Source organism: Rhodococcus sp. 05-2255-3B1 (assembly GCF_002258545.1).
Classification (GTDB): domain Bacteria; phylum Actinomycetota; class Actinomycetes; order Mycobacteriales; family Mycobacteriaceae; genus Rhodococcoides.
On sequence record NZ_NOZC01000021.1, the window covers coordinates 124,938 to 139,426 of the forward strand.

General features: G+C 66.2%; 14 protein-coding genes. 5 read left to right on the forward strand and 9 right to left on the reverse strand.

Going from position 1 to position 14,489, the window contains the following annotated elements; all coding sequences use genetic code 11:
- Positions 1-152 precede the first annotated feature (152 nt).
- Positions 153-524, forward strand: coding sequence for an Rv2175c family DNA-binding protein (locus tag CH249_RS13140; protein WP_094647690.1), 372 nt, complete (start codon positions 153-155; stop codon positions 522-524).
- Here the strand turns inward: CH249_RS13140 and CH249_RS13145 are convergent.
- The 4 genes from CH249_RS13145 to CH249_RS13160 form a co-directional block, all read right to left on the reverse strand.
- Positions 521-1,486, reverse strand: coding sequence for a phytoene/squalene synthase family protein (locus tag CH249_RS13145; protein WP_094647810.1), 966 nt, complete (start codon positions 1,484-1,486; stop codon positions 521-523). The genes CH249_RS13140 and CH249_RS13145 overlap by 4 nt on opposite strands.
- 10 nt (positions 1,487-1,496) lie before the next feature.
- Positions 1,497-3,137, reverse strand: coding sequence for an alpha-(1->6)-mannopyranosyltransferase A (locus tag CH249_RS13150; RefSeq protein ID WP_094682294.1), 1,641 nt, complete (start codon positions 3,135-3,137; stop codon positions 1,497-1,499).
- Positions 3,138-3,294: 157 nt separating this feature from the next.
- The gene (crtI, locus tag CH249_RS13155) at positions 3,295-4,878 is read right to left on the reverse strand and encodes a phytoene desaturase family protein (protein WP_179273240.1); all 1,584 of its coding nucleotides are present in this window, start codon (positions 4,876-4,878) and stop codon (positions 3,295-3,297) included.
- Positions 4,879-4,889: 11 nt separating this feature from the next.
- On the reverse strand, positions 4,890-5,948 hold the full coding sequence (locus CH249_RS13160) for a polyprenyl synthetase family protein (protein WP_094682295.1): 1,059 nt from the start codon (positions 5,946-5,948) through the stop codon (positions 4,890-4,892).
- Positions 5,949-6,195: 247 nt separating this feature from the next.
- On the opposite strand from CH249_RS13160, the gene metF reads away from it, so the two are divergent.
- A complete protein-coding gene (gene metF / locus CH249_RS13165) occupies positions 6,196-7,122 on the forward strand; it encodes a methylenetetrahydrofolate reductase [NAD(P)H] (protein ID WP_032394703.1) in 927 nt (308 codons plus the stop codon).
- 5 nt (positions 7,123-7,127) lie between these two features.
- On the opposite strand, the gene CH249_RS13170 is transcribed toward metF, so the two are convergent.
- The 5 genes from CH249_RS13170 to CH249_RS13190 are packed head-to-tail and all read right to left on the reverse strand — an operon-like array spanning position 7,128 to position 12,107.
- On the reverse strand, positions 7,128-8,297 hold the full coding sequence (locus CH249_RS13170; RefSeq protein WP_254924368.1) for a glycosyltransferase family 2 protein: 1,170 nt from the start codon (positions 8,295-8,297) through the stop codon (positions 7,128-7,130).
- Complete coding sequence (locus CH249_RS13175; RefSeq protein ID WP_179272919.1) at positions 8,294-9,049, reverse strand: DUF3153 domain-containing protein; 756 nt, start codon at positions 9,047-9,049, stop codon at positions 8,294-8,296. The genes CH249_RS13170 and CH249_RS13175 overlap by 4 nt, the downstream gene beginning before the upstream one ends.
- A gap of 10 nt (positions 9,050-9,059) precedes the next feature.
- Positions 9,060-9,881 (reverse strand): carotenoid biosynthesis protein, encoded by an 822-nt coding sequence (locus CH249_RS13180; RefSeq protein WP_032394392.1) that lies wholly within the window; start codon positions 9,879-9,881, stop codon positions 9,060-9,062.
- A complete protein-coding gene (locus CH249_RS13185) occupies positions 9,878-11,485 on the reverse strand; it encodes an NAD(P)/FAD-dependent oxidoreductase (RefSeq protein WP_094682296.1) in 1,608 nt (535 codons plus the stop codon). The genes CH249_RS13180 and CH249_RS13185 overlap by 4 nt, the downstream gene beginning before the upstream one ends.
- A 4-nt stretch (positions 11,486-11,489) precedes the next feature.
- Complete coding sequence (locus CH249_RS13190; protein ID WP_094682297.1) at positions 11,490-12,107, reverse strand: N-acetyltransferase; 618 nt, start codon at positions 12,105-12,107, stop codon at positions 11,490-11,492.
- Between the two features lie 196 nt (positions 12,108-12,303).
- Here CH249_RS13190 and CH249_RS13195 point away from each other — a divergent pair, with 196 nt between their 5' ends.
- From CH249_RS13195 to mraZ, 3 genes are all read left to right on the forward strand, one after another.
- On the forward strand, positions 12,304-12,759 hold the full coding sequence (locus tag CH249_RS13195; RefSeq protein ID WP_045194895.1) for an SAV_6107 family HEPN domain-containing protein: 456 nt from the start codon (positions 12,304-12,306) through the stop codon (positions 12,757-12,759).
- A gap of 227 nt (positions 12,760-12,986) precedes the next feature.
- Complete coding sequence (locus tag CH249_RS13200; RefSeq protein WP_094647816.1) at positions 12,987-13,424, forward strand: DUF3040 domain-containing protein; 438 nt, start codon at positions 12,987-12,989, stop codon at positions 13,422-13,424.
- Between the two features lie 508 nt (positions 13,425-13,932).
- Entirely contained in the window at positions 13,933-14,364 is a 432-nt protein-coding gene (mraZ, locus tag CH249_RS13205; RefSeq protein WP_027497352.1) for a division/cell wall cluster transcriptional repressor MraZ, read from the forward strand.
- Positions 14,365-14,489: the final 125 nt, after the last annotated feature.

The window sequence follows — 14,489 nt, forward strand, 5'->3', positions numbered from 1 at the left end:
GAAGACGATCGTATCGGTGCCGGGGATGCCGACCGACGATCGTGGTTTGTGTCTCGGACCGGCTGGGTCGGCTGCACAGGAGTGGAGCCTGCGGAACGACCCGGCTGTGACGCTTTTGAAGTCTCGATGCCGGACCCGTTAACGTTACCTGCGTGAGTGCCATTCCCTATGCCGACGACGTGCTCGATCCGTCGGAGTCCGTGCTGCAGTTCGCCGATGTCGCGAAGATCCTCGACGTCCCCAAGACCCGCGTCGAACAGCTCGTCCGAGATCGCCAGTTGCTCGCCCTGAAGCGTTCACGCGTGCCCGTCGTGCCGGAACAGTTCCTCGATTCGAGCAAGGGCACCATCGTCAAGGGGCTGCCCGGTCTCCTGGCCGTGCTGCACGACGGCGGCTACGAGGACGAGGAAATCCTGCGGTGGCTGTTCACCGAGGACGACAGCCTGCCGGGTGCACCCGTCGCTGCTCTGCACGGCGACCTGATGCGCGAAGTGATCAGGCGCGCACAGGCCATGGCCTTCTAGCGAACCGTCGCGCGCTTGAAGCCGGTGACGGCGAACTGCGGCAGCGCTATGCGCGCTCTGGTCCACTGCGGCACCGTCGCGCGTTGGGAGAGCACACGGTAGCCCTGTGACTCGACCTCGTCGAGTATGCGGCCGTACAGAATCGACGCCGTGCGCATCGACGGCCGCACTCGCGGATCCAGCATCTCGATGCCTGCATCGGACGTGCGGTAGATCGAGCGGGTGACGGCGATCAGGTGTGCGAGGGCGCGGGTGACCCTGGCGTCGACACTGCCCGTGGTGCGGCACCACCGGAGTAGTTTTTCGTCGACGCCGAACGCCGCGAGCTCGTCGGTGGGCAGGTAGATGCGGTCGCGATCGAGGTCCTCACCCATGTCGCGGATGAAGTTGGTCAGCTGGAACGCCTCGCCCAGGGCTGCGGCCGGGGGCTCGGCCACGGACCGCTCGACGACGGTTCCCAGGATCGGCAACATCTGCAGTCCGATCACGGCGGCGGAGCCGTACATGTACTCGCGCAACTGCTCCATCGTGCGGTAGCGCGAGACGAACATCGGACTCCCCGGAATGTCCATACGCATCGAGTGCATGAACGCGAAGAAGTAGTCGTGCGGAATGTCGTAGCGCGCCACGGTGTCGCACAACGCGCTCAACACCTGATCGGACACGCTGTCGGACAGGGGTTTTCCCGCCAATGCGTCGCGCACCCTGGATTCGATCACGTCGAGTTCGACGATGCGACGGGCGTTGAGCTCGTCCGATCCCACGGCGATGTCGGTGCCTTCGAGGTCGACGATGTCGTCGACCATCCGGGCGAACCCGTACAGCGCGTGTACGCCTGCGCGCTTGTCGGTGGGGAGCAGGCGAGTGGCGAGGAAATACGTCTTGCCGTGTTGGGCGTTGAGTTCGCGGCAGATGCGGTACGCCGCGTGCAGTTCAGGATCGATACCGTCGAGTTCTTTCATCATGCGGCCCTCATGACGTGGATTCGTCTCCGGTCGGTTCCGTTGCTGGGGTCTTGGGCGCGTTCGGCACGGCACGGTGTTCCCTGGATCGGTCCGATCGTAAACGCAGCGGATCGACGCGTGTCAGCGCCAGAGCTGCGACGACCGCGGCGAAGATCGCCAGTGCGACGTGTCCGAAGGTGTACAGGCCGATCGATCCGTCGGGTTGGAAGACGAGCATGAGCCACGTCGACAGACCCGTCAGGATCATCAGGGTCGTGCGCGAGAGGGCGAAGCCTGCGGCGATCGCCAGTGGCCACGAGTAGTACCAGGGCAGGGCTGCGGGGGAGAGCACGACGGTGGCGACCAGGGCGATCAGGATGCCCTTGACCGCATCGCGTTCGGATCTGCGGCCCAACCACCAGGCCACCGCCAGAACGACCACCAGCGCTATCGCGCACAGCAGACGAGTCACATCGAGAACGGGTCCGAGGCGGAGATCGAGGAACCACGACGTGCCGACGGTTACCAGGTGCGCCAGGATCGTGGGCAGCGAGAGCCAGTTGATGATCTTGGCCGATCCGGAAAGAGCGGTCAGCCAACCGATTCCGACTCCGGCGATCACCGACGCCACGGCGAACACGGCAATGAAGACGGAGGCTCCGATGCCGGCGGTCTTGACGAACGCCAGGACGGGCGACATCGGCTTTCGTCCCTCCGCCTGTGCCTTCTCCCGCAGATGGAGCATCCAGATCCACACCAGGAAAGGCAGCGCGAGGCCTGCTGTGGCCTTGATCGCCACCGCGATGGCGACCAGCGCGATGCCGCCCACGTGTCGATGCTCGAGCGTCAGCACGATTCCCGCGGTCATCAGGCCCACCATGAGCAACTCGTTGTGCACCCCGCCGATCAGGTGGATCAGGACCAGAGGGTTGAGGACGGCGAGCCACACCGCGGTGGTCGCTCGGCCGCCGAGGTGCTTCGCCAGCCGCGGAACCGCCCACATCATCAATGCCAGACCCGGCAACATCGTCAGGCGCAGCAACATGGTTCCAGCGATCACGTTGTCGCCGGTCAGGCTGGTGATTCCGCGGCCGAGCAGCAGGAACAACGGGCCGTACGGCGCAGTGGTGGTGGTCCAGACATTGCTGACGTTGTCGAGCAGAACTCCCGGATTGGCAACGGGGCCAACGGCATACGGATCGAATCCGTCGCGGAGCAGAGCGCCCTGCGCCAGGTACGAGTACGCGTCGCGGCTGAACATCGGCACCGACAGCAGTAGCGGTGCGGTCCATGCCGGGACGATCCAGCGCAGTTCACCCACCGTGGTGCGGCCGTGCAGAGTCGCACGCCCGAGCCGAACCCAGGCGGTGATCATCAGCAGTACGCCGACCCAGACGATGATGGTCGACAGGACGAATCCGTGGCCGAATCGCAGCCACGACAGGTGCATCTCCTCGAGCAACGGATCGCGCCTGCGCACACTGCCGGCCCCGAACCCGCCGAACACGATGCACACGGCGCCGACCACACCGAGTATCGCGGCCTTGCCCTCGGGACTGCGAAGGAAGTTGCCCGTTGCGGTCAGTCTGGACGGTCGTGGCGAATCCGAGGGCAGGGGGCCGCCCGACGATCGATCCTCGGAGGTGGAGTGCGACGAGATCGAAGACATTGCCGCCTGCTCCTCCTCTGCAACGAGTTGTGGGTCGAGATCCGTACGCCGGCCGATGGTTCACGCCGACCACCGAACGATCATGGTCGCAGCAATGAGCGCGACCGGCAAACGATCGCGCTCAGCTTAGTTGGTCGACGCAGTCAATCGAACGAACCTACCGTCCCGTGCGCCCCGTCACCCGCTCTGCGGCGAGCTTTCCCGACACCAGAACCGTGGGAACGCCCACTCCGGGCGTCGTGCCCGAGCCGGCGAGAACCACGTTGTCGAGCCCGGCGACCATGTTCTTGCGTCGGAACGGCCCGGTCTGCCGAAACACGTGCGCCGACGAGAACGGCGAACCGGAGATCATGCCTTTCTGCGCCCAGGTCTCGGGAGTGTCGATGTGGTCGAGTGTGAATCCGTCGAGTAGACCCTTGTACCCCCGACCTTCCATGGTCGTCAGGATCTCGCGAAGGTACGGCTGCGCCAATTCGTTCCAGGGAAGGGGCGCGCTGTCGAGATTGGGGCACGGTGCGAGGATCGACACCGGCTCGCATCGAACACCGTCACGCACCATCTCGAGTTGGGTATCGCTGACCGACGGTCGGGTGATCAGCAGCGACGGATCGGCCATCAAGGACCCCTTGCCCGCCTTTGCGGTGATCCGGCGGAAGGTCTCGGCCCACTCGTCACCGAAGTCGATGGTGTGATGTGCGCGGGCGGGCCACGTCGCCGTCACGTCGGCGGGAACGGTTCCGTGCGCGACGACCGCCGACGGCGAGACGACGCCGTATCCGTTCCGGCGGCCCTTCTTCGACACCGACGCCCGGTCGAGCAGTCGGTCGACGACGGGCAGGTCCGCGGTGAGAACGAGTGCGTCGCACGCGATTCGACCGCCGGCTGCGGTGATCACGGAGTCCGCACGACCTCGGTCGACGGTGATGTCGACGATCTCGGTGCCGAGTTCGAGCGTGCCACCCGCGGTGACGAACGCGTCGGCCATGGCCCGTGCGATGGCCGCCATGCCGCCTTCGGGGAAGAACACCCCGAGCGAGGTGTCCATGTGTGCGATGGCTCCGTAGACCGCGAGCGCCTTCTGAGGTGCCATGCCGGCGTAGAGCGCCTGGAACGTGAACACGCGGCGCAGGCGAGTGTCCTTCAGGAACTTGTCGACGCGTGGCCCGAGGCGGCCGAAGCCGCCCAGTCTGGTCAGCGTCGCGGTGTCGGAGATCGCAGCTTTCGATCCCACGAGATCGAGCGGTGAATCGAAGTTCGAGTCGATGAAGCGGTCGAACTCGGCGTCGAAGATGTCGGCGAGCCAGCGTCGCAGTTCTCGATATCCCTGCGCCTCGGCCGGGCCGCAGGTTCGCTCGACCTCGGCCGCCATGGCCTCGGGATCGGAGTAGACGTCGATGGACGTGCCGTCGGCGTAACGCGTGTGATAGGACGGCGACAGAGCGGTCAGCCGAATCGGCGGCGTGGTCGACTCGAAGTCGGCGCCCACGGCGGCGAGCGCCTCGAGCACGAGGTTCGGCATCGTGAGCACGCTCGCGCCGTTGTCGATGTCGTACAAGTGCGTTCCGTCGGCGTCCGATACCGGGTACACCCCGACGCGGCCGCCCACGGTCTCGTCGCGCTCGACGATGGTGACTTTCCTGCCTGCTCCCAGCAGATGCAGACCGGCGGCCAGGCCGGCCAAACCGGCTCCCACGACGACCACGGTGTCGGTGGTGCCGGAGACCGTGCGGATCGAAGTCATGACGCTCTCTTTCAGTACTGCCGTTGGATGGCGGCGGTTGCCATGGCGCGCAGGTGCGCGGCAGCGACCGGTTCGATCGAACTGTTGTCGAGGGCGGCAACGGCCCGGGTCCCGAGCTCGTCGATCTGTTTCTCGACCGCGTCCACTGCGCCGAGTTCGACGAGGATGGAACGGATGTCGGCCACTTCGTTCGCGTCGAGTTCGGTTCCGAGGCTGGCCCTGATCGTGGCTGCACGATCCGGCCGGGTCCGGTCGGCTTTCTGCAGCGCCAGCGCGATCAGCACGGTGCGTTTGCCCTCGGTGATGTCGTCGCCCGACGGTTTGCCGGTGACCTCGGGATCGCCGAACACCCCGAGGAGGTCGTCGCGCAGCTGGAACGCGATTCCGATGTCCGCACCGAAGTTGCGGTAGGCCGAGATCAGGTTCTCGTCGGCATCGGCGAGGACTGCGCCGAGATGCAGCGGCCGCTCGACGGTGTAGGCAGCGGTCTTGTATCGGTTGACTCGCATGGCAGCCGCGACACTCTCGTCGGTGCCTGCCTCGGCTTCGATGTCGAGCAACTGGCCGCCGAGAACCTCCGTGCGCATCGCCGACCACACCGGTTGGACCCGTCGTGCGGCATCGGCGTCGATGCCGGACTCGCGCAGGAGATCGTCTGCCCAACACAGGGCGAGATCGCCGACGAGGATCGCTGCCGATTCACCGAAATGGTCCGCGCCGCCGGACCACCCCGCGTCTCGGTGCCGTTGGGCGAACCCGACGTGCACGGTCGGGAAACCGCGTCGGGTACTGGAGGAATCGATGATGTCGTCGTGGATGAGGGCGCAGGCCTGGATCAGTTCGAGCGCCGAGCACGCCCGCAGCACTGCGTCCGCTCGGGCACCGGTGGATTCACCGCCTGCACCGAGCCATGCGGTCCAGGCGAACGCAGGGCGCATGCGCTTGCCACCGCGAAGTACGAAGGCCTCGAGGTCGGCCACCGCAGCGGGATAGCCGCCACCGACGGTGTCGACGACATCTCGGCGTGAGGTGAAGAACTCGGCGAGCGTCGCGTCGACGGCCGTGCGCATCGCCTTCGGGTCGTGCGCGGCGGCGGGAGTGTCGACTACGGGTGAAGAAAAGTCTCCGGACAGGACGATCCTCCAAGGTTGCTGTGGATTGCGTGAATTCTCATTCCACAGTAATGGCCGTGGAAACCCTGGACCGACCTGCAGCGAACATCTGTCGTCAGGGATGCCCGACGGGCTTCGGTGGGCCGCAACCTATGATCTTCGGGTGAGCGAAGATTCCGTCAGGGGGCGGTCGAGTCGAGGATTCGTGACGAGAACACCGTCCATCGTCGACCGACTACGGACAGAACCCGAGGCCAGGATCCCGTTCTCGGTGGAGTTCTCGCCTCCGCGAGACGCGGCCGCCGAGGCCAGGCTGTGGCGGGCGGTCCGTGAGTTCGAACAACTTCAGCCCGCATTCGTGTCGATGACCTACGGCGCGGGGGGCTCCACCCGTGATCGGACGGTGCGTGTCACCGGGCAGATCGCCGAGGAGACCACCCTTCTGCCTGTGGCGCATCTCACTGCTGTCTCGCACAGTGTGGACGAGCTGCGATCCATGGTGGGGTCGTACGCGGACCGCGGTATCACCAACATCCTCGTACTTCGCGGAGATCCCCCCGGAGATCCGCTCGGCGACTGGGAGAAGCATCCGGACGGTGTCGAGTACGCCGAGGAGCTCGTCCGGCTGGTTCGCGATCTCGGCGACTTCCACGTCGGCGTGGCGTCGTTCCCCGAAGGGCACCACCGCGCAGGCGATCTCGAACAGGACACCCGATGCCTGGTCGGGAAGTTGCGGGCGGGAGCGGAGTACTCGATCACTCAGATGTTCTTCGATGTGGACGACTACCTGCGTCTACGTGATCGTGTGTCGGCGTTCGACGCCGAGCAGGGTGCCAAGCCGATCATTCCCGAGATCATGCCCATCACCTCGCTTCGGTCGGTTCGCCGGATGCTCGAGCTCTCGGGCACGACGCTTCCGTCGCACCTGGACGAGAAGTTCACGCGCGCAGCGGGATCCGGCCCCGAGGAGGACCGCGCCGCGGTGCGAGAAGTGGGCATCGAACTCGCGACGAACATCGGTGAGCGCCTGATCTCCGAGGGCGCACCCGGACTGCACTTCATCACTCTCAACTTCGCGCGCGCGACGCGTGAGGTGCTCAGCAACCTGGGGCTTGCAGCCGCGAGAGTGTGAGACGGTCAGGTGTGCGGCGCAGGCATCGGGCGCGACTTCCACGACAGCGAGCCGCGACGCCTGCGCACGTGGGACTCTGCGACGAGTCCGACGAAGGCGAGAATCGAGACCGGGTGCAGCGCGGCGTCGACTACGTCGCCCACCCCGAACCGCGATCCCGTCTCGCGCCGCCGCACGGACATCCGTGACACCGTGCCTGCGAGATAGCCGGCGCAGCCGAGGCGACGCGCGACACCCGAGGAGGTGAGCGCAGTGATCGGGGGCAGCACGTACACGACGGTCAGTGCCAGGGCCGCCGCTACCGAACCGGCCGGTCCACCGAACTCGTTCCACAACCACCTGCTGTAGCCGGACCGCAACTCCGCTGCCGATCGGTACATCCGGCATCGAACGAACCCCGCACCCGACGCCACCGCGGTCGAGAACCCCCGCCGACGCAGAGCGCGTGCCAGATCCAGGTCCTCGGTTGCGCTCGCGGCGACGCAGCCGTGGCCCCCCACGGCCCGGTAGGCGGCGGCGTCGAAAGCCATGAACTGCCCGCAGGCGACCGTCATCGACGGTGCGAGCGTCGCGTTGCCGAGAGGGACGGGAAGCGTGGACATCCACGACCATGCGAGCAGGGGCTGGACCAGTCGCTCGACGGTGCTCTCGGCCAGTTGCTCCGGCCACGGGCACAGCAGGGAGGCACCGCTCCGTCGCAGCATGCGGGCCGCTGCCGCCACGGCCTCCGGTTCCAGGCGCACATCGGCATCGACGAACACGATCAACGACGTCGTCGGGTCGTCCTCGTCGGCCAGTCTCGCGAGCTCGGCGCACGCGGCGGCCTTACCGGTCCAGCCGGCCGGGGGAGCGACACCGGAGGTCACGACGCGAATCCTCGGATCACCGCCTGCAGCCGCGCGGGCAGCGGAGGCCGTTCCGTCGGTCGAGTCGTCGTCGAGGACGATCACTCGCAGATCCGTGCACGATCGTTGCTTCGCGAGATCGCCGATCAGCGCGGGAAGCGTCGCGGCCTCGTTGCGGGCGGGAACACAGACGACGACGCTTTCGGTGACGTCCTGCTCCGGGGAGTGCAGGCTCGGCATGAACCGAGAGTTGAACTCCGACACCGCGGCCGACGCAGCCGCGAGGACGGCAGCGGTCGCCGTCGTTCGCGCGAGCACGCGGTCTTTCACACAGATGTTCTCTCGGTCGAGCTTCCCGGCTCGGTACCGCGCGAGCCGCGGCCCCGCAGCGGTGGATTGCGCGACACCCAGGCCATGGCTCCGACGATGGCCGCGACACCGACCGTCACCCCGCCCACGATGCCGGCCCAGCCGGCGAAGCTTCTGGTGTTGGGATCGGGATAGTTGACCTCGGCGCGCACCGAGGTGACCTCGCCTGCCGGCAACTTCCAGGAGATCGAGTTGTCGCTCTCGCGGGTGCCGTTGGTGGTGCCGATGCGGGCCGGGAACGCGATGGTGAACTGTACGTCCGTGCCCTGAACCGGAACGGAGGACAGATCGGCGTTGCCGGCAAGAGTGACGGTGTCACCCGATCGCTGCAGTGTCAGCTGGAACGATCCGGCCGCGTTCTGGAAGATCGAGCCGAGGGTCTGCACGTCGCCGAACGAGAGATCGTCGAAGATGGCCTGCGATCCGACGTATCCGTCCTGGTCGTACGGCTCGACGCGAACCTTGTCCTCGATCGAGGAGGGAACCACCAGTTCCGGGCCGGTGTCGGAGTCCGATGTCGGCACGCTGGCCGCCACGATCTGACCTGCGACACGGTCGTTCGCCGACACGCCCATCGTGACCTGCACGCGCAGGCAACCGGCCAGCATCGGCGCGACCAGCAGGGCCAGTGCGACCACCGAGAGAACGCGGCGGCGGTGGGTTCGATGAGGTGTTCGCGATGTCGACTGCACAGCGACATCGTGCCAGGGCATCGAGGTGATGTCAGTCGGCAGGGGTTGTCAGCGAGGCGTGTCGGGTGTTCCTGGACAGACGGGCATTCCACAGCAGTGGTATGCCGACGACGCCCATGACGACGAATCCGTACACCGCCGAGAAGCGAAGCTCCGGACCGTCGAGGAACACCGCGTGCGCGAGCGCCGACCCGAGCCACGTCCACAGGAACAATCCGATGGGCACTGCGTCGTCGGACGACCGGGGGCGACCGACGGCGCGGTCGAGCGATTCCATCACCGCAGCCATCAGCGTCGCCACCACCAGCCAGCCGAGGTAGTTGGTCAGCGGAATCGACGGCACACCCGGCAGCCCGACCGAACCGGCGGTCCAGGTCCACTGTCCGTCGGTGACCATCTGTGGATCCAGATAGAGGTCCCAGCCGACCATCCCCACCGCCACGGCCACGATTCGCAGTGCGGTGGCGCGCGCCTGCGTCGTGTCGAGACGGCCGACGACGAAGGTCACTGCACACCAGATCGGGTAAAACCCGGCCGTCCACGCCAGAGGGACCACGACGGGTACCTCGAACAGGCTCGGGCCCAAGCGATTCTGCGCGTAGAAGTATTCGCCGAACGGGATCCCGGTGGCCGTGCCGACGAGTTCGGACGCGAACCCGGTTCCTGCGGTCACGACGACGAGAACGGTAGCCCACACGACACCGCGGTTCAGCGCCGCGTGCAGGATCGACGCGAGCGCGAGCAGGGCCACCACCGCCACCGTCACTGCGTCCCTGGTCGATCCCGACACCAGTGGGTAGAGGATCTGGCAGCCCACGGCAGCGGCCGCCACGACGATCGGAACGACCTTCATTCCCGTTTCCTTCCGAAGAACGTGCGACGGCGGGCTGCGCGGGCGTCGGCGATCGCGATTCGGGCCGCCGACCGACCACTGGCCGCGGTGACCCCTCCGCCGGGGTGGGTCGATGCGCCGGTGAGATAGAGCCCGTCGGCACCGGGGACCCGATGCCCGGCCAGTCGAGGATGCGGCCGCCACATCATCATCTGGTCCAACGACATGTCCAGGTGCATGATGTTGCCTCCGATCAGACCGAGCTCACGCTCGATGTCCGGCGGCGATTGAACGAACCGATCCAACACGGACTCGGCGAAACCGGGTGCGTACCGGTCCAGTTCGGCCACGATTCGATCTGCCTCGAACTCGGCCAACGAGCGCTCGCCCGGAACGTCCGATCGCCACTGCCTGCCGTCGGCGAGGGTATGGGGATGCCACTGCGACCACAGTGAGATCTGGTGCTGTCCCGGCGGTGCGATGGTGGGATCGAGTGCGCTGAAGGACATTCCCAGCACGGCCGGGGTGGGCGGCAGGTCGCCGGCCAGGGCGTGCCCGTGTGCCAACCGCAACTGGCTGCGGTCGCGTACCAGCAGCGCCAGACCGTGGGTGCCGTCCTCGATGCGGTCGGCACTCGGGTACGTCGGAAGAGCGTCGGTGGCCAGTCTGACCGCAGTACCGATCCCCGGTCCTACCCGAATCGTGCTGCGCCACGGGGCGATCTGCGCCGAGTCGTGTCCACCGGCTTCGAGAAGGTCGAGGGTGGTCAGGATGTGGCAGCCGGCCACGACGATGCGGCTGTCGATCTCCCGTCCCGACGCGGTCCTGGTGGTCCAGCCGTGCGGGCGGCGTACGAGCGAGGTGACCGCGTCGCCGAGTGTCAGTTCGGCACCGTCGCGTTGCAGCCGAGCGATCATCGCCTCGGTCAATGCTCCGCTGCCGCCGACGGCGCGGCCCGGCGGAAGGGTGTGCATGAGGGCAGCGAAGCCGACCATCGGTGCGGTACCGGGCTCGGACATCGGCGGACCCGACTGAGCGCCGAACCACGCGAGCGCAGCCTTGAGTCGTTCGCTCGAGAACATCTCGTCCAACAGGGAATCGCCGGTGGCGAGGAACTCACGCGAGAGCATGCTTCCGCCGTCGGGGGCACCGAGGCCCCAGAAGGATCGGAGCAGTTTCGGACCGGTGGGCGGCCCACCGAACGCACGCATGGTGCGTTCGCTGCGGGGACCCCAGACGGAGACGAACGTTCGGTAGGCGCGCGCGTCGGCTGCGCCGCAGGCGGCGGCGATGGACTCGCAAGTTCGTTCCAGGTTGCGGTGGAAGACGATTCCGCGTTCGTCGGTGCCGACGGCTCCCGGCGCGAACGCCCAGGGGTCGCAGTCGATGTAGCGCAGTCCGAACTCGGCGAGGCCGAGCTCCTCGATGATGCCTGTGTGCCGAATCATGATGTGTGCCGACGAACCACGGTCCACTCGGTGGCCGGGAAAGCGTTCCACCGTCGAGACCGCGCCGCCGGCGAGGGAGTCGCGCTCGAGAACCTCGACCGACATGCCGGCATCGGTCAGGTAACAGGCGGAGGTCAGGGCATTGTGGCCGGAGCCCACCACCACAGCATCGATCACACCCTCAGGCTACTGGCCCGTCGAGGGGCAACCGGCGGCCCAGGACCGCGAAGGGTCGTCGGTCGCCGCTGAAGGTGAAGTCGCGCAGTACGTCCGCGAAGCCGAGCCTGCGGTAGAGCCGCCAGGCTCGGTTGTCCTCCTCGGCTACTTCGGGTGTGGACAACATCACGTTGGCCGCCGAGACGCCGCGCAGCAGTCGGCTGCACAGTCGTCCACCGAGACCGTGCCCCTGGGCGCTCGGGAGAACGTGCAACTCGGTCAGCTCGAAGTAGTCCCCGAGCATGGCTTCGACGGTCTGCGGGGAATGCCCCGTGCGCCGTAATCCGTCGCGAACCTGTTGATGCCACCACTGGTGCGCGGCACCGTGGTAGCCGTACGCGACGGCCACCAGCGAATCGGGCTGTGTCGGATCGGCGTTCGGGAGCAGTGCGCCGACGGCTCGCCAGCCCGGGCGGTGCAGGTGTTCACTCCACATCGGGGCTCGGCTCTGTTCGGTTCCACGCGGATAGCCCATGGCCTCGACGTAGATGGACAGTGCCTCGAACAGCCGCTGGCGGAATTCCGGGGGCGTCAGATCGACCAGGTACGGCGTTGTCCGCGCATCGGTGACGACTGTTCTCAACCTTTCTTCGGCAACTTGTCGGTGGGCACGGCTATATTGAATGTGTCGAACGGGTGTTCGACAATCGGGGCCGAGTGCGCCGGTGGCTTCGGCTCGTATGTCGAGTCGGATTCTTCCGGAGTTCGACTGTAAGGCTTCGCCACGGTTCCGGCCGCGCCAGGTGCGCGCCGGAGATTCGAACTGGAGGTGTTCGAGTATGACGATCACGAAGGCATTCGATGCCGGAGTGCGGTCGCCGGTGTCGCGTCAGGCTCAGATTCTGCTGGGCCGGGCCGATGCTTTGCTGTCCGAGTCCATCGGGGAGAGCGATGCCGGAGATCGATTTCTCGGTAGCTACGCCGCTGCACTGAAAGGCGCGGCAGCTGTGCTGGCGTCGTTGCCGAATTCGATCGGCGCGCGTCCTCGTTCGCGCAGTGCGTGGGTGTTGATGGCAAAGGCGGCACCGGATCTCGCCGTCTGGGCCGACTATTTCGCGTCTTTCTCCGCCACCAGGGCGGCGGTCGAGGCCGGCGCGTCGAGCACGATCGCCGATCTCGATGCCGACGATTTCCATCGACACGTCGGTCGTTTTCTGAACTCGATCGAGGACCGACTCGGCGGGCAGGCTCGATTCGCGTCCGTCGACCCCATGACGGCGCCCCTGTCTGCGTAGCGCACCGAGCTGGACGTCAGGTGACAATCGCCACGTCATCGGGTGTTCGCCCAAGGTTTTCGGGACGTGCGTCTCGAAAACTTCGGTGTTTCTCAGGAACACATCGACCGAGTAGGTGGTAAGCGGCCGATTCAGCTCGTATCATCGACAGCAGGTAGCCGCCAAGGTCAGCTTCCCGTCGTTTCGGAACCGAAATGACCTTCAATATCTGTGCAGGGGGAGGTACCGTGCCACTCTCCGAGCACGAGCAGCGCATGCTCGACCAGATCGAGAGCGCTCTCTACGCCGAGGATCCCAAATTCGCGTCTCATGTGAGGGGCGGTCGCGTACGTGCGGCGTCGAGCAGGAGGCGCTTTCAGGCTGCCGCGCTGTTCGTAGTGGGACTCGTGTTGCTCGTCGCCGGTGTTGCATTGTCGACGAACAGCCTGGCTTTTCTCGTCGTCAGTCTCATCGGCTTTTTGTTCATGTTCGGTGCCGGGGCACTGTTCCTGTTCGGCGGTTCCAGCAAGGGAGCCGCAGCGTCGCAGGACGAGGGCAGCGCATCCAACGATGCTGCCGAGACGTCCGGGCGTGGTACCGGACAGAAATCGAAGGGTGGTCGCAAGGGCGGCAGCTTCACCTCTCGCATGGAAGATCGGTTCCGTAAGAGGTTCGAGCAGGACTGAGTCGACCGGGTTTCGCCGAACCGACCCTAATCGGCTCGTCTCCACAACTTCACGCGTCAACGTAGAACAGCATCTCACCCTCGGGTGAGGTGCTGTTGTCGTTTCTGCCCTCGAACGGACGCCGCCCGATCGACTGCAGCCCTCCGCTCCGCGTCGAGGGCCGGTTCGCGTGTTCGCGCGCGGGAGTTGTGGGACACGTCCCCCACTGTCACCCACGCTCCCCACTTTTCCCCACCGAGGCCCCACCGAGGGGCCGAGATCGACCGTCGTCCACCACCGTAGGTGCTGTGTGCCTGGTCAGGCTGCTTCGATGCTGGACTCGTGCGCCGTGGCGTCCGGTTCGAGCCCTCGGAATCGCCCGCGGTATCGCTGACGGCAGCGCCGATCTTCTACGTCTTGACCAGCGCAGACAGTGACTTCTCCAAAGTTTTCCGGCCATGAATGGTTCGAAGTGGGGGAGAGTGGGGTAAAGTGGTCCGCAGCGGAGAGTCGAGGCTGGAGGTGGCGAGTGTTTCTCGGTACCTACACGCCGAAGCTCGACGACAAGGGTCGACTCACGTTGCCGGCCAAGTTTCGGGACGCGCTTGCAGGAGGGGTCATGGTGAGCAAGGGGCAGGATTTCAGCCTCGCTGTCTACACCGCGGCCGACTTCGCGGAGCGCTCTCGGAAGTTGACGGCGGCTTCTCGTGCCAACCCCAAAGCTCGTGCCTACGTTCGCCAGTTCTTCTCGGGAACAGACGAACAGCGGCCGGACGGACAGGGACGCATCACCATCAGTCCCGAGCATCGCCGCTATGCGGGGCTCGAACGAAACTGCGTGGTGATCGGTTCGATGGACTTCATCGAGATCTGGAACGACGAAGCGTGGGCGCGCTACTCCGCTGAGAACGAGCAGGATTTCTCCGACGCTTTCGACGAGTCCCTCGGAGGGATCTTGTAGCCCGACCAGGTCGCCTGCGAGTGCAGCGAGGCCTCTGCCCGATCAGAACCCTGACGTTCTTCCCCAACGCCAGGTTTCGCAGATCAGGACCCTGACGTTCTTCCCCAACGCCAGGTTCCCTATCG